General features: G+C 70.5%; 23 protein-coding genes. 10 read left to right on the forward strand and 13 right to left on the reverse strand.

Annotated features, from left to right (window positions below):
- Window positions 1-289: 289 nt before the first annotated feature.
- Together FHS07_RS05630 and FHS07_RS05635 are read right to left on the reverse strand one after the other, a co-directional pair.
- Window positions 290-550 carry a hypothetical protein gene (locus FHS07_RS05630; protein WP_183418860.1) on the reverse strand — a complete coding sequence of 87 codons (261 nt, stop codon included), beginning with the start codon at window positions 548-550 and terminating at the stop codon, window positions 290-292.
- A 399-nt stretch (window positions 551-949) separates the two neighbouring features.
- Window positions 950-1426: a hypothetical protein gene (locus FHS07_RS05635; RefSeq protein WP_183418861.1), complete on the reverse strand. Its 477-nt coding sequence runs from the start codon at window positions 1424-1426 to the stop codon at window positions 950-952.
- A 271-nt stretch (window positions 1427-1697) separates the two neighbouring features.
- Here FHS07_RS05635 and FHS07_RS05640 point away from each other — a divergent pair, with 271 nt between their 5' ends.
- The 4 genes from FHS07_RS05640 to fdhA all read left to right on the forward strand — a co-directional run bounded on the left by FHS07_RS05640 (window position 1698) and on the right by fdhA (window position 5493).
- The gene (locus tag FHS07_RS05640; protein WP_183418862.1) at window positions 1698-2960 is read left to right on the forward strand and encodes a SufS family cysteine desulfurase; all 1263 of its coding nucleotides are present in this window, start codon (window positions 1698-1700) and stop codon (window positions 2958-2960) included.
- Complete coding sequence (gene sufU / locus FHS07_RS05645) at window positions 2957-3412, forward strand: Fe-S cluster assembly sulfur transfer protein SufU (RefSeq protein WP_183418863.1); 456 nt, start codon at window positions 2957-2959, stop codon at window positions 3410-3412. The genes FHS07_RS05640 and sufU overlap by 4 nt, the downstream gene beginning before the upstream one ends.
- 229 nt (window positions 3413-3641) lie before the next feature.
- Window positions 3642-4085, forward strand: a complete 444-nt coding sequence (locus tag FHS07_RS05650) for a hypothetical protein (protein ID WP_183418864.1) — start codon at window positions 3642-3644, stop codon at window positions 4083-4085.
- 190 nt (window positions 4086-4275) lie between these two features.
- Window positions 4276-5493 (forward strand): formaldehyde dehydrogenase, glutathione-independent, encoded by a 1218-nt coding sequence (fdhA, locus tag FHS07_RS05655; protein WP_183418865.1) that lies wholly within the window; start codon window positions 4276-4278, stop codon window positions 5491-5493.
- A gap of 58 nt (window positions 5494-5551) precedes the next feature.
- On the opposite strand, the gene FHS07_RS05660 is transcribed toward fdhA, so the two are convergent.
- Entirely contained in the window at window positions 5552-6529 is a 978-nt protein-coding gene (locus FHS07_RS05660) for an SRPBCC family protein (protein WP_183418866.1), read from the reverse strand.
- 19 nt (window positions 6530-6548) lie between these two features.
- Complete coding sequence (locus FHS07_RS05665; protein ID WP_183418867.1) at window positions 6549-7031, reverse strand: metalloregulator ArsR/SmtB family transcription factor; 483 nt, start codon at window positions 7029-7031, stop codon at window positions 6549-6551.
- A 514-nt stretch (window positions 7032-7545) separates the two neighbouring features.
- Between FHS07_RS05665 and FHS07_RS05670 the strand changes: the two genes are divergently transcribed.
- Window positions 7546-8763 carry an AAA family ATPase gene (locus tag FHS07_RS05670; protein ID WP_183418868.1) on the forward strand — a complete coding sequence of 406 codons (1218 nt, stop codon included), beginning with the start codon at window positions 7546-7548 and terminating at the stop codon, window positions 8761-8763.
- Window positions 8764-8946: 183 nt separating this feature from the next.
- Here FHS07_RS05670 and FHS07_RS05675 read toward each other — a convergent pair whose 3' ends face one another.
- The 3 genes from FHS07_RS05675 to FHS07_RS05685 form a co-directional block, all read right to left on the reverse strand.
- On the reverse strand, window positions 8947-9249 hold the full coding sequence (locus FHS07_RS05675; protein WP_183418869.1) for a metal-sensitive transcriptional regulator: 303 nt from the start codon (window positions 9247-9249) through the stop codon (window positions 8947-8949).
- Window positions 9246-10910, reverse strand: coding sequence for an FAD-dependent oxidoreductase (locus tag FHS07_RS05680; protein ID WP_183418870.1), 1665 nt, complete (start codon window positions 10908-10910; stop codon window positions 9246-9248). Before FHS07_RS05680 ends, FHS07_RS05675 begins: the two co-directional genes overlap by 4 nt.
- A gap of 411 nt (window positions 10911-11321) precedes the next feature.
- The gene (locus FHS07_RS05685; protein ID WP_183418871.1) at window positions 11322-11666 is read right to left on the reverse strand and encodes an ArsR/SmtB family transcription factor; all 345 of its coding nucleotides are present in this window, start codon (window positions 11664-11666) and stop codon (window positions 11322-11324) included.
- A gap of 32 nt (window positions 11667-11698) precedes the next feature.
- Between FHS07_RS05685 and FHS07_RS05690 the strand changes: the two genes are divergently transcribed.
- A complete protein-coding gene (locus tag FHS07_RS05690; RefSeq protein ID WP_183418872.1) occupies window positions 11699-12709 on the forward strand; it encodes a Fic family protein in 1011 nt (336 codons plus the stop codon).
- A 51-nt stretch (window positions 12710-12760) separates the two neighbouring features.
- Here the strand turns inward: FHS07_RS05690 and FHS07_RS05695 are convergent, their stop codons facing one another.
- Complete coding sequence (locus FHS07_RS05695) at window positions 12761-13513, reverse strand: DUF429 domain-containing protein (RefSeq protein ID WP_183418873.1); 753 nt, start codon at window positions 13511-13513, stop codon at window positions 12761-12763.
- Window positions 13514-13624: 111 nt separating this feature from the next.
- On the opposite strand from FHS07_RS05695, the gene FHS07_RS05700 reads away from it, so the two are divergent.
- A complete protein-coding gene (locus FHS07_RS05700) occupies window positions 13625-13996 on the forward strand; it encodes a hypothetical protein (protein ID WP_183418874.1) in 372 nt (123 codons plus the stop codon).
- Between the two features lie 112 nt (window positions 13997-14108).
- Here the strand turns inward: FHS07_RS05700 and FHS07_RS05705 are convergent, their stop codons facing one another.
- Window positions 14109-15248, reverse strand: coding sequence for a citrate synthase (locus FHS07_RS05705; RefSeq protein ID WP_183418875.1), 1140 nt, complete (start codon window positions 15246-15248; stop codon window positions 14109-14111).
- A 52-nt stretch (window positions 15249-15300) separates the two neighbouring features.
- Here FHS07_RS05705 and FHS07_RS05710 point away from each other — a divergent pair, with 52 nt between their 5' ends.
- Window positions 15301-16476 carry a citrate synthase gene (locus tag FHS07_RS05710; protein ID WP_183418876.1) on the forward strand — a complete coding sequence of 392 codons (1176 nt, stop codon included), beginning with the start codon at window positions 15301-15303 and terminating at the stop codon, window positions 16474-16476.
- 77 nt (window positions 16477-16553) lie between these two features.
- On the opposite strand, the gene FHS07_RS16440 is transcribed toward FHS07_RS05710, so the two are convergent.
- A complete protein-coding gene (locus tag FHS07_RS16440) occupies window positions 16554-17384 on the reverse strand; it encodes an NTP transferase domain-containing protein (RefSeq protein WP_343054617.1) in 831 nt (276 codons plus the stop codon).
- Window positions 17378-18592, reverse strand: coding sequence for a molybdopterin molybdotransferase MoeA (locus FHS07_RS05720; RefSeq protein WP_221189128.1), 1215 nt, complete (start codon window positions 18590-18592; stop codon window positions 17378-17380). Before FHS07_RS05720 ends, FHS07_RS16440 begins: the two co-directional genes overlap by 7 nt.
- 306 nt (window positions 18593-18898) lie before the next feature.
- Between FHS07_RS05720 and FHS07_RS05725 the strand changes: the two genes are divergently transcribed.
- Window positions 18899-19384, forward strand: coding sequence for a DUF1990 domain-containing protein (locus FHS07_RS05725; protein ID WP_183418877.1), 486 nt, complete (start codon window positions 18899-18901; stop codon window positions 19382-19384).
- Between the two features lie 62 nt (window positions 19385-19446).
- Here the strand turns inward: FHS07_RS05725 and aceB are convergent, their stop codons facing one another.
- Together aceB and aceA are read right to left on the reverse strand one after the other, a co-directional pair.
- Complete coding sequence (gene aceB, locus FHS07_RS05730; protein ID WP_246383121.1) at window positions 19447-21060, reverse strand: malate synthase A; 1614 nt, start codon at window positions 21058-21060, stop codon at window positions 19447-19449.
- A gap of 171 nt (window positions 21061-21231) precedes the next feature.
- Entirely contained in the window at window positions 21232-22548 is a 1317-nt protein-coding gene (gene aceA, locus FHS07_RS05735) for an isocitrate lyase (protein WP_183418879.1), read from the reverse strand.
- A gap of 127 nt (window positions 22549-22675) precedes the next feature.
- On the opposite strand from aceA, the gene FHS07_RS05740 reads away from it, so the two are divergent.
- Window positions 22676-24184, forward strand: a complete 1509-nt coding sequence (locus tag FHS07_RS05740) for a helix-turn-helix transcriptional regulator (RefSeq protein ID WP_221189129.1) — start codon at window positions 22676-22678, stop codon at window positions 24182-24184.
- Window positions 24185-24297: the final 113 nt, after the last annotated feature.

Here is a 24297-nt window from a genome sequence, read left to right on the forward strand (position 1 = left end):
TCATGGTCGATTCAGCACCCAGAACATATATGTGTCCGTCACGCGGCGAGATCCCGAGTCTCCACGCCCCTTCAGGACCGTCCGGCGGTGCGCTCACGCAACGGTCGACCCGAGAAGGCTCGGCTGCGACGCGACGCCGATGACGGGGAGCTTCCGGCAGTCTTTCGCGGGGGGATTGCTCCCCCACCTCACCTTGATCCGACGCGACGTCGCCCGACAAGGAGCCGGGCGCGCGTGCGGTGTCGCGCGGGAGAGGACCCGGTCAGGTCCGCGGGATGCCTCGCCCCGCTCACTGCGACGGCGAGCCCTCGCGTGCGCGGCTCAGCGCGACCTGCGAGAGGAAGTCGATGACGGCGGACTCATCGGGCAACGCGAGGGGCTCGCCGTCAACGACCAACTCGAACGCCCCCTTCGCCCGCGGCCGAATGCAGACGGGGCTGGTCCGAGGGCCGATCTCCCATCCGTCACCCTGTCGTCGGGGTCGCCATCCGTGGATGCGCAGGACGATTTCGAGAGAGGGCGCCTGATTCTCACGGCTCATGTCGGTCACCCGGGGATATTAGTGCGTCGAGATTGCGGCGGAATTTCTTCTCTCTTCGCGAAGCTGCACAAATGGCGAAAGTTCGAAATGTGTTCATCATCCCCTGCGAAGCGCAAGTACAAACAATTACTGATCGCCACAACGTCACACGCGGGGATTTCCATTCCAGAACCCCAAATGACCGGTACGCCGTCTTTTCCACCGACCGGCAGCGCCGTCGTGGGCTGACCTCTACGCGAACGGCCCCCGCTCGCCTCCGCGCTGTTCGGGGGCGGCTCGGTGGCGGCGGCGACGTCCCTGCGACTCAGGAGAGCGGCTCGAAAGGTGCGAGGTCGTCGTCGTCGCGGGCCTCGAACTCCGCCTGCACGCGTGCGCAGCGGCAGCTGTAGACGATCGCGTGCAGCAGCATCACCGCACTTCCCCGAGGGTGTGGCACCCGGGGCAGGGGACGGCGATGCGGTCGCCCACTCGTACGTCCCCGGGGAGCGCGACCGTGGCGCACGCCTCGCTGCCGTGCGCGTCGATCACTGCGAAGGGCTCGTCGTACGCGTGCGACACACGGCCGAGCAGTCGCGCCTCGCGCCACACCACGTCGAGTCCCGCGGGGCACGCGTCGAGGCGCAGTGTGTCGGGAGTGGCATCCACCACCGTCGCCACGATCACCGTCGTCGACAGCGTCGCGGATGCCACCCCACCCGACGCCGGGATGACGGCAGGTCCCGTGCACTCGCAGGGCGTGCCGCAGATGTCGGCGTAACGGCCGACCGACATCGCCCGCACCGTGACGTCGTCGAGGGTGGGCACGGACCCCGCGGGCCACGCCGCGGAGTCGAAGGGCGACGGGATGCTGGATCGGAGGGTGGGGAGCAGGGCCGTGAGGGTCATGGCATCCGGTCTACGCCGATGACCGACGCCGATCCGGCGTCCTCACGGTTCCCGTGCGGGGCGCGCCGTGAACCTCACGCCGCTCAGGCGTGCGGAACTCCGGAGACCCCGGACGCGGGGCGCCCGATCAGAGGGGCGGATGCCCCCGAGTCCCGATCCTGCGGAGTTCGGCCCGGTCCTGCCACCCCGATCACGTCATCGACGCGGGTACCGCCGCGGCACGATCGTCCCGGCCGGCCGGGGCAGACGCATCCCCGCGTAGCCTGGAGGGGTGACACTCCCCTTCGACGTCGCCGCCGTGCGAGCCGACTTCCCGATCCTCGAGACCGAGATCGACGGTCGGCCCCTCGTGTACCTCGACTCGGGAGCGACCAGCCAGAAGCCGCGCGCCGTGCTGAACGCCGAACGCGACTTCCTCGAGCGTGCGAACTCCGCCGTGCACCGCGGTGCGCACACGCTCGCCGCCGACGCGACCGAGCTCTTCGAGGACGCACGGATCACCGTCGCCGAGTTCGTCGGCGCCGAGCCCGAGCAGCTCGTCTGGACGAGCGGCGCCACCGGCGGCCTGAACCTGATCGCCGGTGCCCTCGGCTACGCGGGGCGCCTGCGTGCGGGCGACGAGATCGTCGTGACCGAGGCCGAGCATCACGCCAACCTCATCCCCTGGCAGGAGCTCGCCGCGCGCACGGGCGCGCGCCTGCGCCACATCCCCGTGCTCGACGACGGCATGCTCGACATGCACGCCGCGGCCGACCTCATCGGCGAGCGCACCAGGGTCGTCGCGTTCCCGCACGTCTCGAACGTGCTCGGCATCGTGAACCCCGTCGCCAAGCTCGTGACGCTCGCCCGCGGCGTCGGCGCGCTGACGGTGCTCGACGCGTGCCAGTCGGCGCCTCACCTCGCGCTCGACCTGCCGGCATCCGGAGTCGACCTCGCCGTCTTCTCGGGGCACAAGGTCTACGGTCCCTACGGCATCGGCGCTCTCTGGGGCCGCGACGAGGTGCTGGAGGCGCTGCCGCCCTTCACCACCGGCGGATCGATGATCACCACCGTCACCCTCGACAAGGCCGAATATCTTCCGCCGCCGCAGCGCTTCGAGGCGGGCACGCAGCCGGTGTCGCAGGCGGTGGCGCTGGCCGCCGCGGTGCGCTGGCTCGGCGAGCACGACCTCGCCGCCGCACACGCACACGAGGCGACGCTCGAAGCCCGCATGCGCGAAGGACTCCGCTCGATCGACGGCATCCGCCTGCTCGGAGACACGGATGCCGCCGAGCGCATCGCCCTGCAGGCGTTCGCCGTCGACGGTGTGCACGCGCACGACGTGGGCCAGTTCCTCGACTCCCGCGGCGTGGCTGTGCGCGTCGGACACCACTGCGCGCAGCCGCTGCACCGCCGGTTCGGTCTGACGGCGTCGGTGCGCGCGAGCGCGGCGATCCACACGACCGAAGAGGAGATCGACACGTTCCTCGACGCCGTCTCGGGCGTTCGCGGGTTCTTCGGCGTCGGCGCGAGCACCGCGGGGGCACGCGCATGAGCGGGCTCGAGTCGCTGTACCAGGAGCTGATCCTCGACCACGCGAAGAACCGTCGCGGCTTCGGCCTCGCCGAACCGGGTGCGCACAGCGCCACGGTTCATCAGCGCAACCCCATCTGCGGCGACGAGATCACGCTCCGCGTCGACGTCGACGGCGACCGCGTGGCATCCGTCACGTGGGAGGGCGCGGGATGCTCGATCTCGCAGGCGTCGGCATCCATGCTCGTCGCCCTGCTGCAGGAGGACGGCGGCGACGAGGGGATGCCGACCGCCGACGCCTCGGCGTTGATCTCCGCGTTCCGCGAGGCGCTGCGCTCGCGCGGCAAGATCCCGCTCGACGAGGAGACCTTCGCCGACGCCTCCGCACTGTCGGGGGTGTCGAAGTACACCGCGCGCGTGAAGTGCGCGATGCTCGCGTGGGTCGCGCTCGAGGAAGGACTGCGGCAGGCCTGACCTGCGTTTCGGACGCGCACCCCCGCGATGCCGCGCCAGGGCCGGCCCGTCCAGCCCGTCCAGACACGACCTCAGCGATCCGCGCAACCTCAGCGGTATCCACCCCATCGGCACGGACGTTGCGCAGATCCCTGAGCGAGCGCGCCCCGTCCTACGGCGTCGTGCACGGCCCTGTGTCCGCGCCGACAGCGGCGCTATCCTGCCCCCAGACCGACGAGAGGTGGATGCCATGGCGGGAAGCGGAGCGGGATTCAGCGACGAAGAACGCGCGGCGATGACGCAGCGCGCCGAGGAGCTGAAGGCCATGAAGGGCCTCAAGGGCTCGGCGAAGCGCGAGAAGGAGAACGAGGCCTGCCTCGAAGCGATCGACAAGCTCGACGGCGTCGACCGGGCGATGGCCGAACGCCTCCACGTCATCGTGTTGGAGGAGGCGCCGCACCTGACGCCCAAGACCTTCTACGGCTTCCCGGCGTACGCGAAGGACGGCAAGGTCGTCGTGTTCTACCAGCCCGCGTCGAAGTTCAAGACGCGCTACGGCACGGTCAGCTTCGACGACACCGCGCAGCTCGACGACGGTCCGATGTGGCCGGTGTCGTTCGCGGTGGTCGAGGTGACAGCCGAGGTCGAGAAGACCGTTCGCGACGCCGTGCGCCGGGCCTCCCCCTCGGAGTAGCCGGCCCGCGCGGGTGACGCATCGAGTGGCGTCTCGCGCCATCCCTTGACGTTGCGATCATCGGCGTCTTGGCTGAGGGGTACCTCCGCGTCGCTCACGGCCGAATCCGGTCGCACGTCGCGTCGGGTGTCGCCGCGGGTCCGCTCGCGCGACGCGACCAGGTCGGGTCGACCGGCCGGAGAGGACGACGATGTCCGGTAACAAGGCAGTGGCGTACAAAGAACCCGGAGTGGTGGAGGTCATCGACACCCCCTACCCCGAGTTCGAGCTCAAGGACGGCCCGGGCGTGAACCCGGCAAACGTCGGCCGGAAGGTCCCCCACGGTGCGATCCTGCGCACCGTGTCCACCAACATCTGCGGCTCCGACCAGCACATGGTCCGCGGTCGCACGACCGCCCCCGCGGGCCTCGTGCTGGGCCACGAGATCACCGGCGAGGTGATCGAGGTCGGACCCGACGTCGAGTTCGTCAAGGTGGGCGACATCGTCTCGGTGCCGTTCAACATCGCGTGCGGCCGGTGCCGCAACTGCAAGGAGGGCAAGACCGGCATCTGTCTGAACGTGAACCCCGACCGCCCCGGCAGCGCCTACGGCTATGTCGACATGGGCGGGTGGGTCGGCGGGCAGGCCGAGTACGTCCTCGTGCCCTATGCCGACTGGAACCTGCTGGTCTTCCCCGACCGCGAGCAGGCGCTCGAGAAGATCCTCGACCTGACGATGCTGTCCGACATCTTCCCCACCGGATTCCACGGCGCCTACACCGCCGGGGTCCGTCCGGGGTCGACCGTGTACGTCGCGGGCGCGGGTCCGGTCGGCATCGCCGCGGCCGTCGGCGCGCAGCTGCTCGGCGCGGCGGCGGTGCTCGTGGGCGACCTCAACCCGGAGCGCCTCGCACAGGTGCGCTCGCTCGGATTCGAGAGCGTCGACGTTTCGAAAGGCGACCCGGGAGAACAGATCGAGCAGATCCTCGGCGTCCCCGAAGTGGATGCCGCGGTCGACGCGGTCGGGTTCGAGGCGCGCGGTCACGGCTCCGACTCCGGCCACGAGGCACCGGCGACGGTGCTCAACTCGCTGTTCACGGTGACCGCGGCGGGCGGCGGGGTCGGCATCCCGGGTCTGTACGTCACGGGTGACCCCGGCGGAGTCGACGAGGCGGCCAAGGTCGGCTCGCTGTCGCTGCGACTCGGTCTCGGCTGGGCCAAGTCGCTGTCGTTCACCACGGGCCAGTGCCCGGTGATGAAGTACAACCGGCAGCTGATGATGGCGATCCTGCACGACAAGGTGCAGATCGCGAAGGCCGTCAACGCCACGCCCATCGGCCTCGACGACGCCCCGCAGGGCTACGCCGACTTCGACAAGGGCGCCCCGCGCAAGTACGTGCTGAACCCGAACGGGTACATCAAGAACTGATCGGCGGAGCGGATGCCGCGGCCTCGGGGCCGCGGCATCCGGCTCTCGTTCTTCGGGGTCAGGCGAGGACGACGCGCTCCATCCGCTCGAAGCTCTGCTCCATGCCGTCGACCATGCCGGTGGAGAGGACCGCGTCGCGGGTCGTGGCGTCCGGATACTCGATGAGCAGCGTGACGAGGGTCGCGCCGTCCTCCTCGTAGAGCGACAGGTCGTTCGTGGTGGAGGGCCAGTCGGTGCCGGTCATGTGCTCGGTCTGCACGATGCGACGCGGCTCGTCGACGAGCAGCGTCTCGCCGTCGAAGCCGAAGCCCTCGCCCTCGGTTCCCGCCTCGGGCTCCCACGCGATGCGGTAGTGCCCGCCGACCGAGACGTCGACCTCGCTGACGCTCATGCGCCACCCGTCGGGACCGAGCATCCACTGCCGCATCAGGGCGGGCTCGACGTGCGCGCGCCACACGAGCTCGCGCGGGCCGTCGATGAGCCGCGTGATGCGCACGTGCTGATCGTCGAGGATCTCGAGCTGCGTCCCCTTGCCGTGGGCGAACTCCCGCAGGCCCTGCAGCACGGCATCCAACTGGTTCATCGCCATCGTCGATCCCTCGACCGCGCCCATCGCGATGAGCTGCTCGAGCGCCTCGAGCGAGTCGAAGAACGTGACGTTCGTCATCCGGGTGCCCTCGGCGGTGGCTTCGAACGCGAACGTCATGCGCATCGACGGCATGCCGGGGATGGCCTCCCCGTCCTCGTCGACGAAGGAGTCGATCACCTCGAAGCCACGGGGAGCATCGATGGCGACGAACCTCCAGCTGCCCCGGGCGACCTCGCCGCCGGCGCTGCGCATCTCGTACCTGGCGCGCCCACCCGCCTCGAACGCGAACGAGGTGAAGGTCGCCGGCCACCCGGGAGGACCCCAGAACCGCTCGAGCTGACGCGGATCGGCGAACGCCGCCCATACCCGCTCCGGGGTGACCGGGAAGTCGGCGATCAAGGTCATGGTGAGGGCTTCGGCGTCGCTGTCGACGGATGTGACGGGCATGACGGGCTCCTTCGTCGGATCAGGGGTGGGTGGGTTCGGTCGGCGGGGCGGATGCCGCGGCATCCCGCACCCCTGTGGGCGGGGCTGCGGCGGCTTGAGCGGTGGATGCCGTGGCATCCCGTGCCGCGGCGGGCGAGGCGGTGACGGATCGAGCGGCGGATGCCGTGGCATCCGGTCTCTCGGCCAGCAGCGCGTCGAGCCGGTCGACGCGTCCGCGCCAGAGGTCTTCGTACGAACGCAGCAGGTCTTGCGCCCGGGCGAGCGCATCGGGGTCGGCACGCACGAGTCGCACCCTCCCCTCCGCGCGTTTGGTGACGAGCCGCGCCTCGGCGAGCACGGCGATGTGCTTCGACACCGCCGCGAACGACATCGCGTATGCCGTCGCCAGCTGCGTCACCGACTGCTCGGAGACCAGCGTGCGCCGCACGATGTCGCGTCGCGTGGCATCGGCCAGGGCGTGGAAGACCCGGTCGATGTCGGCGTCGCTCTGTTGTTCAACCATTTGGTTGCACGTTAGCGTTGATCGAAAAGAGTCGCAAGGGGGTTCGTGTCGCGAACGCGTTCTCGTTGCACTTGCGGGCTTTTCAATGCACGAGTCCCGCTTGTCGTTGCGCGGGATGCAGCGAAACGCCGATGCCGATGCGCCCGCTGCGCTTCTCAGCAGGAGCATCAGCACCGAGCACGCAGCGTCGCGAGCCCGTAGGGAGGCCTCCAGGAGCGACCAGTCGACCTCGCGAAGCAGATCACAACCAGGCGCCGATCGGCGGGTACCGAGCTCCACTGGGTGCCCGCGCCAGCGGGGCAGGTTTGCCGACTCTGGGCGCAGCCGATGGCGGTCGATGTCGGGCACGGTTCCCGGCGGTCCGGGCATTTGCACATCCCCGACCTGCTGGCCCAGCTCACCGACGGCACCGCCCCTCCCGCCCTCGCCGGCCGCCGGAGTCTGCGTACTTTTTAAGTCTTATTCGGCTTTATTCAAAACTAGTAAATCACCCTAAGGCTGCTAAGGTCTAACCGTGGACAACCTTGACAACCCATACACACCGAACGCGGGAGCCTCACCGGAGGCTCTGATCGGACGAGATGATCAGACCGCGTCGTTCGAGGTTCTTCTCCGTCGACTTCAGCGTGGGCGTTCGGAGCAATCGATGATCATCACGGGACTCCGCGGCGTCGGTAAGACCGTCCTGCTGAACAGGTTTGAGCAAATCGCGCGCGGCGCCGGATGGGAGGTCGTCGAGTTCGAGGCCAGCAAACACGAGGATAGGAAGTTCCGACAGGCGCTCTTCTCGCAGCTGAAGGCGGCGCTCTTGCGGCTCTCTCCCCGCGCGCGTTGGACAGCCCGCGGCCGCAGGGCAGCCGAGGTCCTGAGCGCGTTCGCGGTGTCCGTCGACCAGCAGGGAACATGGTCGATGTCATGGGATGTTCCTCCGGCTGAGGGACTGGGCGACCACGGTGACCTGGGCATGGACCTCACCGATGTCCTCACCGCTATCGGGGAAGCCGCGGCTGAAGAGGGCAAAGGCGTCGCAATACTCATCGACGAAGTCCAGTTCCTCGCCGCAACTCAACTCGAAGCGCTGATCCAATCCATCCACAAGACCGTGCAACGCAAGCTTCCGGTCACGTTCGTCGGCGCCGGCCTGCCGCAGATCGCCGAGCTTGCTGGCGATGCGAAGTCGTACGCCGAGAGACTCTTCACGTTCCCGCGGATCGATTCACTGGATGACGCTGACGCACGCACCGCACTCACCGAGCCGGCCGCCGCGGAAGGCGCCGTCTATGACGGGGACGCTGTCGACCTCGCCGTCGATATCACTCGCGGATACCCCTATTTCATCCAGGAGCTCGGGTATCAGGTGTGGAACATCGCCCGGAATAACCGGATCACACGCGAAGACGTGACACTGGCGCAAGAAGCTTATGAAGCCAAACTCGATAGCTCCTTCTTTCGAGTTCGCCTCGATCGCGCTACACCCCTTCAGACCGCGTACATGCGCGCGATGGCCGAACTGGGCCCCGAGCCCCAAAAGGCCTCGGATGTGGCGCGATTGCTCGAGCGCGACTCGACCCAGCTCGGCCCAACTCGCGCGGAACTCATCGAAATGGGACTGCTTTACACGCCCGAGCATGGATATGCAGCGTTCACGGTGCCCGACTTCGACAAGTTCATGCTCCGCGCGGTTCCCAAACTCGAGGTACCCCCGGTGCAGCGCCGCCGCCCCAAAATCTGATTACGTGCGCGCGGTCACCACGTCGCGCTCGTTTCGTCGACGACCGTCATCCGTGTCAGGGAAAGGTCGCGCAGACGGCCGAGATCGCCACGATGAAGGATCTTCTCGCGGCGCCGTGACCAGCGGCGGGGCGTCGTGGCGCTGCGCCCCCGCCCTCCGAAAATCGGCGGGGACGGAGCCCGCTCAAGCAAGCGTGAGGAACAGCTTCTCAAGCTCCTCGACCGTGAGCCGGCCGGGGGCGTTGGCCGAGGTCTCGGCATCCTCGGCATCCGGTTCGGTGATGCACTGCTTCATCGCCGTGGAGATGATCGCGAAGCCCGCGCGGTCGATCGCGCTGCTCACCGCGGCGAGCTGGGTGACGACCTGGCGGCAGTCGCCGCCGCCCTCGACCGCGGCGATCACGGCGGCGAGCTGACCCTGCGCGCGGCGCAGGCGGTTGGCGACCTTCTTGACGGCCTGGGGGTCGTGGAGGCTGCGGTCAGTCATGCGTGAACTCCTTCGTCGAGCGTCGGCGCGGTCGCCTCACGACCGGCGAGCCAGGTGCGGTAACCGCCATCGAGATTACGCACCACGTACCCGAGCTGCGTGAGCAGCCGCGCGGCCGTGTGCCCGCGCTGCCCGACCTGGCAGTGCACGATCACCGCGCCGTCGGGGATCTCGCCGTGGCGTTCGCGCAGCTCGTCGAGCGGCAGGTTGACCGCCCCCGGGATGGCCCCCGCGGCGAACTCCGCGGGCGTGCGCACGTCGACGAGGGCGGCCCCGGCGCCGAGTGCCGCCGGAAGCTCGTGCCACTGCACGGCATCCGTCGTCCCCTCCGCGAGGTTCTGCGCGACGTATCCGATCATGTTGACGGGGTCCTTCGCCGAGCCGTACTGCGGAGCGTAGGCGAGTTCGAGCTGCGAGAGAGCGGATGCCGTGAGCCCGGCCGCCATGGCCACGGCAATCACGTCGATGCGCTTGTCGACGCCGTCGCCTCCGACGATCTGCGCGCCGAGGATGAGGTCGGACGCGGGGTCGACGAGCAGTTTCATCGCCATCGACTGCGCCCCCGGGTAGTAGGTCGCGTGCGAGGCCGGGTGCGTGTGGATGACGCGGTGCGCCCGCCCGTCGGCCACGAGTCGGCGTTCGCTCCACCCGACGAACGCGACGGTCGCGCCGAACAGCCCCAGCACGGCGGTGCCGAGCGCGGGCCGCGCCGCAGACGGCTCGAGGCCCGCGATGTCGTCGGCCACCGCCCGACCGTGCCGGTTGGCCAGGCCCGCCATGGTGACGAGCGCAGGCTCTCCGCCGACGTGGTCGCGCTTCTCGACGCCGTCACCCACCGCCCAGACGTGCGGGCTCGAGGTCCGGTGCCGTGCGTCTACGGCGATCCCACCGGTCGGACCGACCTCGAGACCGGCGGCCTCGGCGAGACCGCGATCAGGGCGCACTCCGCTCGCCTCGACGACGAGCACCGCGTCGACGGTCCCGCCGTCATCCAGGAGGACGCGCCCCGGCTCCGCACCGACGATGGTCGCGCCGAGCCGCACGTCGACTCCGTGCTCACGGAGGAAAGGCAGCAGCGGCGCGGCCATCTCGGCATCCAGGGGCGACAGCACCTGCCGGCCGCGCGTCACCAGGGTCGCTCGCGCGCCGCGCGCGACGAGGTTCTCGACCGCCTCGAGCCCGATGAACCCGGCTCCCGCCACGACGACGCGCGGTTGCGGACCGGCGTCGGCGAGCACCTCGAGAACGCGGTCGACGTCGTCGACGCTGCGCAGCGTGTGCGTGGGAACGGCCCCTGCGGACGGCCCCGGAGCAGCCGCGGCCCCTGTTGCGATCACGAGGTCGTCGTACGTCTCGACGCTCTCGGTGCCCGCATCGATATCGCGCACGGTCACCGTTCGGGCGGCCGTGTCGATGGCGACCACGTCGTGTCGCACGCGCACGTCGAGCGCGAACCGCGCGGCGAGCGACTCGGGCGTCTGCAGCAGCAGCGACGAGCGCTCGGTGATCACACCGCCCACGTGGTACGGCAGTCCGCAGTTCGCAAACGACACGTACGCGCCGCGCTCGTAGACCGTGATATCGCGGGTCTCGTCGAGTCGCCGCAACCTCGTCGCCGCACTCATTCCCGCCGCGACTCCGCCGATGATGACCGTCTTCATGTCATCCACTGTATACCCCCGGGGGTATAGTCGAGGCCCAGTCGCGACTGCGACGGAGAACGGAAGGATGCCGGAGATGTGCCGACAGGTGACGTGCAAGACGTGTAGGAAAGCGACGTGGGCGGGGTGCGGGATGCACGTCGATCAGGTGATGGCCGGCGTTCCCCGGCGCGACCGCTGCGAGGGGCACGAGAAGCAAGCCGCCGAGGGCGGCGGATTCTTCTCCCGGCTGTTCGGACGCTGACCTCCGGCGAACGGCGCCTCGGCCGACGGGGATGACGCCTCACCGCTCGACCGAGGCGCCCACGCGTCGCGCGCCAGACAGGCACACGAGCGCGCACCGAACGCGCGGCGGACACGCGCGCGGGCGCGACGCAGGAGCTGTGCGGGCGGTGTTCGCACCGCGCCGCCTCAGGCGTCGATGCGCAGCGCCCCGGCCACGGCATCCAGAGCGCCCGGCACGAGCCGGTAGTACGCCCACGTTCCGCGCTTCGAGCGCGTGAGGAACCCCGCCTCGGTCAGCACCTTGAGGTGGTGCGACACCGTGGGCTGTGACAGCCCGACCGACTCGGTCAGGTCGCACACGCAGGCCTCCTGCTCCGCCGCGCCCGCGACGATCGACAACAGGCGCAGCCGCGTCGGATCACCGAGAGCCTTCAGTCGCGCGGCGAGCCCTTCGGCGTCGGCGACCGACATCGCGGCACCCTCGCTGGACACGCAGCAGGCGGCGGACGGCAGGAGCGGCAACGCGGTCATGAATCGATAGTAATCAATATTGACATTCATCGATGAATGTGGCACGAACCATCGACGACGCGCGGATCTCCCACGCCCTCCCCGACGTGCTCGGACGCGAGCGCCTGCTCCACACCGAGTCCGCCTCGAGCTCCGAAGTGGAGAACCTGACGGCGGGAGCACGACAGGTGGCCCTCGCCGAGATCGGTGCCGCGCGATCCGAGAATGCACGGCTGATCGTCGCGAACACACGCGCGATGGATGCCGCGATAGCGCTCAGCACCGACCTAAACGAAGACGCGATCGTCGCCATACAGGTGGCACTCCTCCGGGATACCGCCCCGGGGTTCGTCGGGGGCTGGCGCACGGAGCAGGTGTGGATCGGAGGAGGCGCGATCTCGCCCCACGATGCGGAGTTCATTCCGCCTCACCACGAACGCGTGCCGGAGTTGATGCGGGATCTGATGGACTTCGTCGACCGTACCGACGTTCCCCTGCTCGCACAGGCGGCGATCGCGCACGCGCAGTTCGAGACCATCCATCCGTTCCCCGACGGCAACGGCCGCACAGGCCGCGCCCTCATCCATGCCCTGCTCCACCGCGGCGGACTCACCCGCAACCTGACTGTCCCCGTGTCCGCGGGGCTGCTGCGCGATCCGCGGGCCTACTTCCAGGCCCTCACCGATTACCGCGCCGGGGATGTGGATGCGATCGTCCACGCCATCACCGAAGCGAGCTTCTCCGCGATCTCGAACGGTCGTCGCCTCGCCGCCGACCTCATCGGCGTCCGCGGCAGATGGAGTGCGGTTCTCAAGACCAGGTCGGACTCATCCGCGCACCGCCTGATGGAACTCCTGCCGGCGAAGCCGGTCGTGACCGTGGCGTCGGTCGCTTCCGCCCTCGACATCAGCACGGTCGCCGCGGGTACGGCGATCAACAAGCTCTCCGCAGCAGGAGTGCTGACCCAGGTCGGCGGCGGAAGCCGCAACCGCATCTGGCAGGCATCCGAGATCCTGGATGCCGTGGACGCGTTCGCCGCACGCGCACGGCGGGGCCGTGTATGAAGCCTTCGGTTCTCGTCTGAGCGACCGCGCCGACGTCGTCGCGCCGCGCGCTCACGCGCCGGTGATCAACCCCTCCAGGGGACCGTCCGGGAGCACGACCCACCCCTCCCGTCTCGCGACGGCGAGCACCTCGGGGGCCGGCAGCGCGAACAGGCCGAGTGCTCCCACGCGCGTGGCGAGGGCCGCGATGACGGCGTCGAACGCGTCCGCTTTGCGGATCGCGAGCGGTGCGAAACCGCCGACGTCGAACCACGGCGCGCGCTCGCGGAGGGCGTCGAGAAGGATCGCCCGCCGATCGGCATCCACTCGATATCCCGTGGTGTCGAAGCCCCAGAGGCGCAGCGATCCTCCGGGGTAGACCTCGAACAGGCGCCCCTCGGCGGCGCGGTCGACCCCCACGCCCGCCTCGGCGAGCCGTCGCAGCATGCCTGCGCCCCGCAGCGCGGTCACCCCGAGCCGGTCGGTCGACACGCTCAGCGGCCATCGCCCGATGCGCTCGCGCACGACATGGTCGGTGTGTCGATAGACGAGCGGTCGGCGCCACTCGGCGTGACCCTCCACGGGCCCGAGTTCCGGCTCTCCGGCGCCGTGATGCGAGCGTACGAAGTCCACGAAGGCGTCGGGCCACCCGAGCGGACAGTCCACGCCCAGCCACGCGTCACCGGCGGCGACGGATGCCACGATGTCGGCGTCCTCGATGCCGACCTCCAGCCTCGTCAGCATCGCTGCGCCGTCGGCCCAGACGATCTCGGCGAGGGCGGTCCCCGGGGCTCCGGCGGCGAGGTCGACTCCCACGGTTCTCATCGGGAGGAGCCTATGCCGCCGGAAGACATGGACGGGCGAACAGGCGGTGCACATCGGCATCCCTCCGACAATGCACCCTCGCTCGCGCGCGCGACCTGGGAGGATCGGGACATGGCAGACGACGATCTCCCCGATTCGCTTGAACCGGCGACCGACGTTCCGCCGCGCGACGAGCCACCCCCGCCGACGACGCCGAAGGGCGACCTGCGCGTGGCCTCGGTCATCGCGCTGATCTCGGGGATCGTCGTGATCGCGTGGTACCTGTTCGTCGTGACCGCCAGCACCATCTCCGACCTCGACAACCTGGCCGCCATCCAGATCGGCATGTGGGTGCTGGCGGGGGTGTCGTTGCTGTTCGGCATCCTGAGCCTGAATGCCCGGATGGCCCGCGAACTCGCCGCCGCGGGATTCATCGCCGGGGTCGCGGCGGCACTGTTGTCGATCTCGATCGGCTTCTTCAGCGGGCTCGAACTGCTGAACTGACGCGCGGCACGGACTCAGGTACCGCGCCGGTCTCACCCCGCGAACACCGGTCTCACCCCGCGAACACCGGTCTCACCCCGCGAACGCCGGCCTCACCCCGCGAACACCGGCCTCACCCCGCGAACACCGGCCCGACGTAGCGCGCCGACGGTCGGATGATCTTCGGATCCCGCGCCTGCTCGAGCACGTGCGCCGTCCAGCCGATCGTGCGGGCGAGCGCGAAGGTGGGCGTGAACATCGTGGACGGGATGCCGCACTGCTCCATCACCACGGCGGCGTAGAACTCGACGTTGGCGTGCAAGGGCCGCTCGGGTCGCCGCCGCGCGAGTTGGCGCTCCGCCGCCCGCTGGAACGCCAACGCCTGCGCCACTCGCGGTCCGCCGAGGCGCTGCGCGACCTCGCGCAGCAGCTCCGAACGCGGATCGGCCGTGCGGTAGACCGCGTGCCCGAACCCCATCAGCCGCCGTCCCGCGGAGAGCTCGCCCGCGATCCACGCGCCGGGGTCGTCGCCGGCGGCGTCGAGGCTGTCGAGCGCGCGGGCGGGGGCGCCTCCGTGCAGCGGTCCGGACAGGGCTCCGAGCGCACCGGAGAGACAGGATGCCATGTCGGCCCCCGTCGAGGCGATGACCCGGGCCGTGAACGTCGAGGCGTTGAAGCCGTGGTCCATCGCCGCGATCAGGTACGCCGACAGCGCGCGAACGTGGGCGTCGTCGGGGACGCGGCCTGTGACACGGCGGAGGTAGTCGGCGACGAGGCCCGGAGGCGCGCTCGTAGCGGGCGGGAAGCTCCCTCGGTCGTCGACGGCGGTGTCGCGGAAGACCGGGTCGCCGGCCGGCGCCAGCGAGAGCGGCGCCAGTGCGGCGAAGGCGATCGCCTCGTCGAGCCGGCCGGCTTCGTCGAGGTCGTACAGGGCGGGCGAACGGCGGACGGATGCCGCAAGCGTCCACACCGCGCGGAGGCCGGCGAGCGGCTGGTCGGTGCGAGCCGTGACCGCGGCGATGAGCTCCGGCATCCAGGGGTCGGATCGGGCGGCGGCGATGCGCCCGGCGAAGGCGGCGGCACGGTCGACGTCGGGGAGGTCGCCGACGACGAGCAGGTGCCACACCTCCTCGAACGTCCTCGTGCGGGCCAGGTCGGTGGCCGAGTGGCCGCGGTACCGGTAGGAACCCGCGTCTCCGTCGACGTCGCTGATGGTGGTCTCGGCCGCCACGACGCCGTTCAAGCCGCGGGGCACATCGATCAGGTCGCTCATTCGGCCAGTGTGCAAACATGACCGCAACAGCGTCAACGTTGATCGGATCAAGATGGCATCCCCTCTCCCCCGCCTCACCGCCGCGCAAGCCGCCGCCCGCCTCGGGGTCAAGCCCGAGACGCTGTACGCCTATGTGTCGCGCGGCCTCCTGCCGCGTGAGCGCGACGCGCGCGGCTCGACGTTCGATGCGCTCGACGTCGAGGCGTTCGCGACGAGCCGCCGTCGCATCACGGTGCGGACGCCGTCGCACCCGACCACCGGTTCGCCGCTCGGCGTCGTGCAGACCGACATCGCCGACATCGAAGACGGCGAGCTGCTGTTCCGCGGCCGGCGGGCCCGCGATCTCATCGACCAGCCGTTCGCCGACGTCGTCGCGTGGCTGTGGGCCGCCGAGCGCCTCGACGCCCCCGACCCCGCCATCGGCAGCGCACGCGAGATGGTGGCGGCCCTTCCCCCGCATGCCGGCGCCATGGATCGGCTGCGCGCCGCTCTCACCGGCTTCGCCGCCGACGATCCGCTGCGATACGAACCGTCACGAGCGACCCTGCACCGCATCGGCTGGACGCTGCTCACGGGCCTGCCCGTCGCCCTGGGCGGCGACCCGCACGTTGACATCGCCCGCTCCCTCGTGAGCAGGTGGGGAGTGCCGACCTCCGTCGACGCCGCCGTGAACGCCGCTCTGATCCTGCTCATCGATCACGACCTCGCGGTGTCGACCTTCGCCGCACGGGTGGCCGCGTCCGCTCGCGCCGACGGATACGCCGCGGTCAGCGCCGCCCTGGGAGCGGCCGACTCCCCGCTGCACATCTCGGCGGCGACGCGGACCGCCCGCCTGCTCATGCGGGTGCGACGGGGCCTCGAGCCCGAGCGGGCGTTGACCGAGGCGCTGCAGGAGGGCAACGGCATCCCGGGCTTCGGGCACCCCCTCTACGCCGGTGTCGACGATCGCGCCGAGGCTCTGTTCCCCCTGCTGCGGGCGCTCCCCGACGGGGAGGGGACGATGGATGCCGTGCGCCGACTCAGCGACACCGTCGCCGCCCGCACGCGTCTGCGGCCCAACGTCGACCTGGCGCTGGCGGCCCTGGTGTCGGGGGCCCGACTGCCCGACGATGCGGCGAGCACGATCTTCGTCGTGGGGCGCCTGGCGGGCTGGATCGCGCACATCGAGGCGGAGTACGGCGAACAGGCGATGCGGCTGCGGCCACGAGGTGAATACGTCGGGCGCTAGTACTCGGATCGCGGACCCGGCCTCGCCGACCTCGACGAACGCCGGCAGGCGGTCGGGCGCCTCACGCGCCCGGAGGGTCAGCGGTTCTCCCACCCCTTCGCCATCTCGACCACTGCCGCGACCGCGGCCTCGGTGTCGGCCGGTGATCCGCCCGAACGCCCGGCCACGAGCCCCGCGACGAACGCGCTCAGCGGAGCCGCCGGGCGGGCGACGCCGTTCGCCACGTCGCGCGCGAGGTCGAGGATCAGCGCGATGGGGATATCGCCCTCGGCCAGACCGAAGCGCTCGGCGAGCGCCTCGCTCCAGTCGTTGAGCGCCTCGGGCGGCAGGGTGCGGGATTCTGTCATGACTCCTCCTCGGGCCTTCGTGAGATCGTCCCACGTGTCGACGTCGTGCGTCATGGCTGGATCCACCGACACCGAGGTCACGGCCAGCCCCCCGAGCAGGGCACGCATCGACGCATCGCGTCCGCGGTCGGGCAGAGCGGATGCCGCTGCCCGCAGCGACGCGGTGCGGTACCGGCCGATCAGCCACTGGCGGCGCCCGTCGTCGAGGCACGCGCCGTCGACCCCGGCCGAGAGGGGAGCGGAGAGCAGGACCACCGCGGCATCCGCAGTCGGCAGATCGCACGCGATGACGTAGACCTCGTCGGCATCCACCTCCGGGAGGGCCGCGACGATCCCCGCGACCGGGCCTCCGAAGGGAGGATCCTCGCGCACCCAGACGACGTCGAGCTGCTCGTCGAGCACGGGCGCGGCGACGACGACGCGGTCCGCGCCACCCGAGCGGGCGGCGTCGACCGCCCTCTGCAGCAGGGTCGTTCCGTTCACCTCGAACAACGGCTTCACCGCCCCGTCCACCCGCGACCCACGTCCGCCGGCCAGGAGGATCGCCCCGACGCTCACCACAGGGTCACCGTCACGAGGTCTCCGGCGACCAGGTCGTGCGCGCGGGGCGGGATGACGGCGAGCCCCTCGGCGTCGCCGAGACCCCGCGTGCCGTGCGCCGTCGGCGTGGCGGTCCATCGGGCGGGGTCGCTGCGGTCGACGCGCACCGGCACGTACTGCACGCGTTCCGGCCGGGCGCGGCGACCGACGGTGAGGGCGACGCGCACCGCCTCGCCGCCGAGGTCGGCGTCTCCCTCCAATGCCCGGAGCGCCGGGCGCACGAACAGCTCGAACGACACCGCCGCGCTCACCGGGTTGCCCGGGAGGCCGAACAGCAGGATGCCGCCGGGGGTGCGCCCGAACCCCTGCGGCTTGCCGGGCTGCATGCGCACGCTCTCGAAGCGCATGAGGTCGCCGAGGGTGTTCTTCACGACCTCGTACGCGCCGGCGCTGACCCCTCCCGAGAACACCACGACGTCGGCTCCGGCAGCTTCGGCGGCGGCGATGGCGTGGCGGGGTCCTTCCCCCTCGTCGCCCACGCTGGTGCGCAGCACGACCTCGGCACCGGCCTCTTCGGCCAACCCGGCCAGCAGCACGCTATTGGACTCGGGGATCTGCCCGCGCCGGAGCGCGTCGCCGGCGGGCTGCAACTCCGAGCCCGTCGAGACGACGGCGACCCGCGGCGCTCGCGACACCGAGACCGTGCCGACGCCCGCGGCCGCGATCGCCCCGAGCCGGGCGGCGGTGAGGCGCACCGCGGCGTCGACGACGAGCGCTCCCTTCCGCACGTCGGAGCCGCGGCGCCGGACGTGGGCTCCCGGTCCGCGCGGGGCCGCGACGATCGTGACCGCGTCGAGCCCGCCGGCGAGCCCGCGCGCGGTGTCCTCGAACGGGACCACGGTGGTGGCGTCGCTCGGTACGGGCGCCCCCGTCATGATGCGTGCGGCTTGCCCGGCATCCATCCTCGGATCGAGCTCGGTGCCGGCGGGCAGGTCGGCGATCACACGCAGGGTCGCGGGGACCACCGCGACATCGGCGTCGCGCACGGCGAAGCCGTCCATCGCGGAGCAGTCGAAGCCCGGGACGTCGACGTCGGCGTGGACCGGATGCCGCAGCACTCGTCCGCGCGCCGACGCCACCGCGCGCGACTCGGGGGCGAAGGGAACGACCTGCGCGAGGACCGTGCCGAGGTGCTCGGCGACGTCGATCACGCGGTCGATCCGCTGCATGAGAGGGGCATGCAGTCAGCGTAAGCGGGTGGCGCGTTTCGGATCCCGATCGTGCGACCGTCGTCGCAGTCCCTCCGACATCGACGGAGCTCGCGATGGGGCGTCTGGCGCGCGGGCTGAGGCGGGGCCGGGCGGATCTCGCGCCCCCGCACGGTGCCGAGCGGAGGAACAAAGGCGAGCGGAGGACCCGGGAGCGGTGCGACATCCTCCCTCCGCCGGATCTCCTCCCCTCGCCGCGGCCGCACCTCACGCGCGCCGCCGCCGCAACCCCGGCACGCCGCACCCCGTGCCGGATACCGTCGGAAGATGGACGGCCTGACCTACGACGAGATCGGCGCGACCGCCGGCGAGCTGCCGCCCGGCTATCACCACGTCCGGCAGCGGCGCGTGATCGGACGCGGTCGTGAGCTCTTCGAGCGAGCCGCCGACGCTCTGCTGGCGGGAGAGGTGCAGCGCCGGGCGGGTGCACGGGTCGAGCTGTCGGAGACGCCGATGCGCACCGGCACCCGCGTGACGATGCGGTTGGGGTTCGGCATCCTGAGCATCCGCATCCCGTGTCTGGTCGTCTGGGCCGAGCGCACCCCGACCTCGGCGGGGTTCGCCTACGGCACTCTCCCGGGTCACCCCGAGCGCGGGGAGGAGCGGTTCACGCTCACCCTCGAGCCGTCGGACCAGGTCGTGTTCGAGATCGCGGCTTTCTCGCGACCGGGCCGCTGGTTCACGCGCGTCGGCGCGCCGCTCGGGCGCCTCGTGCAGGCGTGGATGACGCGGCGGTACCTGCACGCGCTCTGACCTCGGGCTCTCCGCGGACGCGCCCCTCCCGCTGGGGGCGGGAGGGGCGCGACCGTGGGCGATCAGTCGAGGTACGACGAGTAGGCCGGCAGCGTGAGGAACGCGGGGAACTCCTCGCGCAGCGCCGTCACGCGGAAGATCTCGACGGCGTCAGCGAAGCGGTCGCCGTCGAAGCGCTGCACCGTGCTCAAGAGGTTCTGCACGCTTTCTTCGACGAACGCGCGGGTGATGGCGATGCCCTCCTCGGTCGAGCGGTCCTGTTGGATCCACTGCCAGATCTGCGACCGTGCGATCTCGGCCGTCGCCGCATCCTCCATCAGGTCGTCGATGGCGACGGCCCCGATACCCCGCAGCCACGCCTCGATGTAACGGATCGCCACCGAGACGTTCGCGTGCACGCCCGCCGCGGTGATCGGTCGGCCGATGCGCAGGTCGAGCAGGTCGTCGGGCGTGACGGACACGTCCTCGCGCGTGCGCGCGAGCTGGTGGGGCGCGTCACCGAGCACGGCGTCGAACTCGGCACGCGCGACGGGGATGAGGTCGGGATGGGCCACCCACGTCCCGTCGAAGCCGTCGTTCGCCTCGCGTCGCTTGTCGGCGGCGACCTTCTCGAAAGCGGCCGTGGTCACCTCGGGGTGGCGACGGTTGGGAATGAACGCGCTCATGCCGCCGATCGCATAGGCGCCCCGCTTGTGGCAGGTCTGCACGAGCAGCTCGGTGTAGGCCCGCATGAACGGAACCGTCATCGTCACCTCGCTCCGATCCGGCAGGACGAAGCGCGCGCCGCGACCCCGATACGTCTTGATGATCGAGAAGATGTAGTCCCACCGTCCGGCATTCAGGCCCGCACAGTGGTCCCGGAGGGCGAAGAGGATCTCCTCCATCTCGAATGCGGCCGGCAGCGTCTCGATCAGCACCGTCGCGCGGATCGTCCCGTGGGCCAGGCCCAGGCTTCTCTCGGTGAACGAGAACACGTTGTCCCAGAGCCGCGCCTCTTCGGCCGATTCGATCTTGGGCAGGTAGAAGTACGGCCCGCGCCCCGCCGCGATGAGGGCGTGCGCGTTGTGGAAGACGTAGAGCCCGTAGTCGACGAGGGATCCGGATGCCGGCAGCCGACGGCCCGAGCGATCGGTGAACGTCAGGTGCTTCTCGGGCAGGTGCCACCCGCGCGGCCTCATCACGATGGTCGGGGTGCGCTCTGCGGTGACCTCGTACCGCTTGCCCTCGGCGCTGGTGAACGACAGGTGCCCGCGGATCGCGTCGTACAGCGAGAGCTGCCCGCCGATGACGTTGCTCCAGGTGGGCGAGGTGGCATCCTCCTGGTCGGCCAGCCACACCTGAGCCCCGGAGTTCAGCGCGTTGATCGTCATCTTCGGGTCGGTCGGACCGGTGATCTCGACGCGGCGGTCTTCCAGCCCGGGGCCCGCCCCGGCCACGCGCCACGACGGGCTGTCGCGGATGTGCGCGGTGTCGGCGCGGAAGTCGGGATCGGCGCCCATTCCCACGTCGTATCGGCGCCGCAGGCGCGCGGCGAGCCGGTCGTGCCGCTGCCGAGCGAAGTGGTCGTGCAGATCGGTGAGGAAACCGATGGCGGCGGGAGTCAGGATCTCGGCGTCGCGGCCCCGCAGCGGCCGCTCGAGATGCAGATGCGGGATGGATGCCGGGGTCTGCGGCATCCGTGATTCTTCGGTGGTGGGTGGCGGAGAAGTGAGAAGGGTCATGGTCGTGGCTCTCTGTGTCGGGGTCGGCACCCGCCGCTCGCGCGACGCGAGGGGGATGCCGAGCGTCCGAGGAACGCGGACGGATTTCGAAGCGGTCCGGGTGTCTCGGACACTCGGAACGAGGGGTCAGTGGAACTGCGCGGTCTCGGTGGAGCCCGCCAGGGCGAGGGTGGCGCTGTCGGGGTTGAGCGCGGTCGAGACGACGTCGAAGTAGCCGGTACCCGCTTCGCGCTGGTGGCGCGTGGCGGTGTACCCGTCGACTTCGGCGGCGAACTCGTTCTCCTGCAGCTCGACGTAGGCGCTCATGGCGCGCTCGGCGTAGCCGCGGGCGAGGGAGAACATCGAGTGGTTGACGGCGTGGAAGCCGGCCAGGGTGATGAACTGGAAGGCGTAGCCCATGGCGGCCAGGTCGGCCTGGAACGTCGCGATCTGCGCATCGTCGAGATGACGCTTCCAGTTGAAGCTCGGCGAGCAGTTGTACGCGAGCATCTTGCCGGGGTAGCGGGCGTGAACGGCCTCGGCGAACGCACGGGCCAGCTCGATGTCGGGCTCGCCGGTCTCGACCCACAGCAGGTCGGCGTGGGGTGCGAAGGCGAGACCGCGGGCGATGACGGCATCCAGCCCCGGACGTACCCGGTAGAAGCCTTCGGTCGTCCGCTCCCCGATGAGGAAGGGCGCGTCGCGCTCGTCGACATCACTGGTGAGCAGGTCGGCGGCGAGAGCGTCGGTACGGGCGATGATCACCGTCGGGACTCCCGCGACGTCGGCCGCGAGACGGGCGGCGTTGAGGGTGCGGATGTGCTGCTGGATCGGCACGAGCACCTTGCCGCCGAGGTGGCCGCACTTCTTCTCGCTGGCGAGCTGGTCCTCCCAGTGGATGCCGGCGGCTCCCGACTGGATGAGCGACTGCGCGAGTTCGTAGGCGTTCAGCGGTCCGCCGAACCCGGCCTCGGCGTCGGCGACGATCGGCGCGAGCCAATCCCGGCTGACCTCGCCCTCGGCGCGCTCGATCTGATCCTGGCGCAGCAGCGCATTGTTGATGCGGCGGACGACGGCGGGTACGGAGTTGGCCGGGTACAGACTCTGGTCGGGGTAGGTCTGCCCCGCGAGATTGCCGTCGGCGGCGACTTGCCAGCCGCTGAGGTAGATGGCCTTCAGGCCGGCTCGCACCTGCTGAACGGCCTGACCGCCGGTGTAGGCGCCGAGTGCGCGGACGTACTCCTCGGTGTGCAGCAGGTTCCAGAGGTTCTCGGCGCCGCGACGGGCGAGAGTCGCCTCTTCGCGGACGGTGCCACGCAGCCGGATGACGTCGTCGGCCGAGAACGTCCGCTCGATGCCGTCCCAGCGGGGGTCGGTGTCCCAGGCGGCACGGAGCTCGTCGGCGGTCTCGGTCTGATCTCCGGCGCGCAGGGGCGGGGCGGCGGTGGTGGCCTGGATCGTCATGACTTCTCCTTCGGATGCCGGGGCGTCGGTGCCCCGTGACCACCACCCTGAGCGAAGATCGAGGGCTCGCAACGGCGTCCGACGGGTGAAGATCGGTCGATCTTCTGTTTCCGTGAGAACCTGACGTATGGACACCGGCGTCTCGTTCCCCTCGGCATCGCTTCCGCCCGACGATGACGAGGTGGACACCCTCACCATCGGCCGGCGCGTCCGGCAGTTGCGCACCGCGCGCGGAATGACGCTCGACGACCTCGCCGGCGCCGTCGGCCGGGCGCCGAGCCAGATCTCGATGATCGAGAACGGCCGGCGCGAGGCCAAGCTCACTTTGCTGCAGGCGATCGCGCGGGCGCTGGAGTGCAGACTCGATCAGATCCTGGATACCGAACCCCTCGACCCCCGCGCCACGCTCGAGCTGTCCGTGGAGCGCGCGATGCGCGGCCCGACGTTCCAGGCGCTCGGCATCGCCCCGTTCCGTGTCGGGCGATCGGTACCGGACGAGGTGCTCGCAGCGATGCTCGCGCTCCGGGCCGAGATCGAGCGCCTACGCGAGGAACGCTCGGCGACGCCCGAGGAGGCCCGTCGCGCGAACGTCGCCCTGCGCCGTCTGATGCGCACGCAGGACAATCATTTCCCGGAACTCGAGCGGGTGGCATCCGAGATCCTCGACAGCATCGATCACCCGGGAGGGCCGCTCACTCAGCGCGGGGCGAGCGACATCGCCGCCCACCTCGGCCTCTCTCTGCACTACGTGCCCGACCTGCCGTCGTCGACGCGCAGCATCGCGGACGTGAAGAACGGCCGGCTCTACCTGTCGACGAAGGTCGCGAAGGGCGACCCGCGGGCGGCGGTGCTGCAGGCGTTGTCGAGCCGGGTGCTCGGTCACGGCGAGCCGACGAGCTACGACGAGTTCCTTCGGCAGCGCGTCGAGACGAACTACCTCACCGGGGCGCTGCTGATGCCCGAGGCGCACGTCGTGCCGGTCCTGCGAGAGGCGAAGGAGCGCCGCACGATCAGCATCGAGGACCTCCGAGACGCGTACTCGGTGTCGTACGAGACCGCTGCGCACCGCTTCACCAATCTCGCCACCGTTCATCTCGGCATCCCCGTGCACTTCCTCAAGGTGCACGAATCGGGCACGATCACGAAGGCGTACGAGAACGACGACGTGAATTTCCCCACGGATCGCCTCGGGTCGATCGAGGGGCAGATGTGCTGCCGGCGCTGGACGAGCCGCGTCGTCTTCGATGAAGACGATCTGTTCAACCCCTACTACCAGTACACCGACACCGGCAACGGCACGTACTGGTGCACGGCACGCGTCGAGCAGTCGAGCGAGGGGGCGCACTCGGTGAGCGTGGGCGTGCGCTTCGACGACACCCGATGGTTCCGCGGGCGCGACACCCCCAACCGCGGCGTCTCGCGGCACGCCGTCGAGGCGTGCTGCCGCCGCGCCCCCGCCGAGCTCGAGGCGGCGTGGCGTGGCCAGGCGTGGCCGAACGTGCGGACACCCCGGACCCTTCTCGCCACCCTGCCGACCGGCGCCTTCCCCGGCGTCGACGTGACGGAGATGTACGAGTTCCTCGCGGCACACGCTCCGCGCGAGCGACACACCGGCGTCGACGCGCCTCCCGCATGACGGTGAGGCGCCCGCATCCGCCTGCCCCTCTCGGGTGCGAAGCACGCTCGGATGAGGCATTCGAGGCCGACCTCGGCATCGGACGAGGGCGGTGACGGACGAAGGGCGCCCCC

The organism is Microbacterium proteolyticum, assembly GCF_014192415.1.
Lineage (GTDB): Bacteria > Actinomycetota > Actinomycetes > Actinomycetales > Microbacteriaceae > Microbacterium > Microbacterium proteolyticum.

Coding starts and splice junctions, on each gene's coding strand:
- FHS07_RS05635 (WP_183418861.1), bottom strand. CDS start 1,426: ATGACCCTCACGGCCCTGCTCCCCACCCTCCGATCCAGCATCCCGTCG.
- sufU (WP_183418863.1), top strand. CDS start 2,957: ATGAGCGGGCTCGAGTCGCTGTACCAGGAGCTGATCCTCGACCACGCG.
- FHS07_RS05650 (WP_183418864.1), top strand. CDS start 3,642: ATGGCGGGAAGCGGAGCGGGATTCAGCGACGAAGAACGCGCGGCGATG.
- fdhA (WP_183418865.1), top strand. CDS start 4,276: ATGTCCGGTAACAAGGCAGTGGCGTACAAAGAACCCGGAGTGGTGGAG.
- FHS07_RS05660 (WP_183418866.1), bottom strand. CDS start 6,529: ATGCCCGTCACATCCGTCGACAGCGACGCCGAAGCCCTCACCATGACC.
- FHS07_RS05665 (WP_183418867.1), bottom strand. CDS start 7,031: ATGGTTGAACAACAGAGCGACGCCGACATCGACCGGGTCTTCCACGCC.
- FHS07_RS05675 (WP_183418869.1), bottom strand. CDS start 9,249: ATGACTGACCGCAGCCTCCACGACCCCCAGGCCGTCAAGAAGGTCGCC.
- FHS07_RS05680 (WP_183418870.1), bottom strand. CDS start 10,910: ATGAAGACGGTCATCATCGGCGGAGTCGCGGCGGGAATGAGTGCGGCG.
- FHS07_RS05685 (WP_183418871.1), bottom strand. CDS start 11,666: ATGACCGCGTTGCCGCTCCTGCCGTCCGCCGCCTGCTGCGTGTCCAGC.
- FHS07_RS05690 (WP_183418872.1), top strand. CDS start 11,699: ATGAATGTGGCACGAACCATCGACGACGCGCGGATCTCCCACGCCCTC.
- FHS07_RS05695 (WP_183418873.1), bottom strand. CDS start 13,513: ATGAGAACCGTGGGAGTCGACCTCGCCGCCGGAGCCCCGGGGACCGCC.
- FHS07_RS05700 (WP_183418874.1), top strand. CDS start 13,625: ATGGCAGACGACGATCTCCCCGATTCGCTTGAACCGGCGACCGACGTT.
- FHS07_RS05705 (WP_183418875.1), bottom strand. CDS start 15,248: ATGAGCGACCTGATCGATGTGCCCCGCGGCTTGAACGGCGTCGTGGCG.
- FHS07_RS05710 (WP_183418876.1), top strand. CDS start 15,301: ATGGCATCCCCTCTCCCCCGCCTCACCGCCGCGCAAGCCGCCGCCCGC.
- FHS07_RS05720 (WP_221189128.1), bottom strand. CDS start 18,592: ATGCAGCGGATCGACCGCGTGATCGACGTCGCCGAGCACCTCGGCACG.
- FHS07_RS05725 (WP_183418877.1), top strand. CDS start 18,899: ATGGACGGCCTGACCTACGACGAGATCGGCGCGACCGCCGGCGAGCTG.
- aceB (WP_246383121.1), bottom strand. CDS start 21,060: ATGCCGCAGACCCCGGCATCCATCCCGCATCTGCATCTCGAGCGGCCG.
- aceA (WP_183418879.1), bottom strand. CDS start 22,548: ATGACGATCCAGGCCACCACCGCCGCCCCGCCCCTGCGCGCCGGAGAT.
- FHS07_RS05740 (WP_221189129.1), top strand. CDS start 22,676: ATGGACACCGGCGTCTCGTTCCCCTCGGCATCGCTTCCGCCCGACGAT.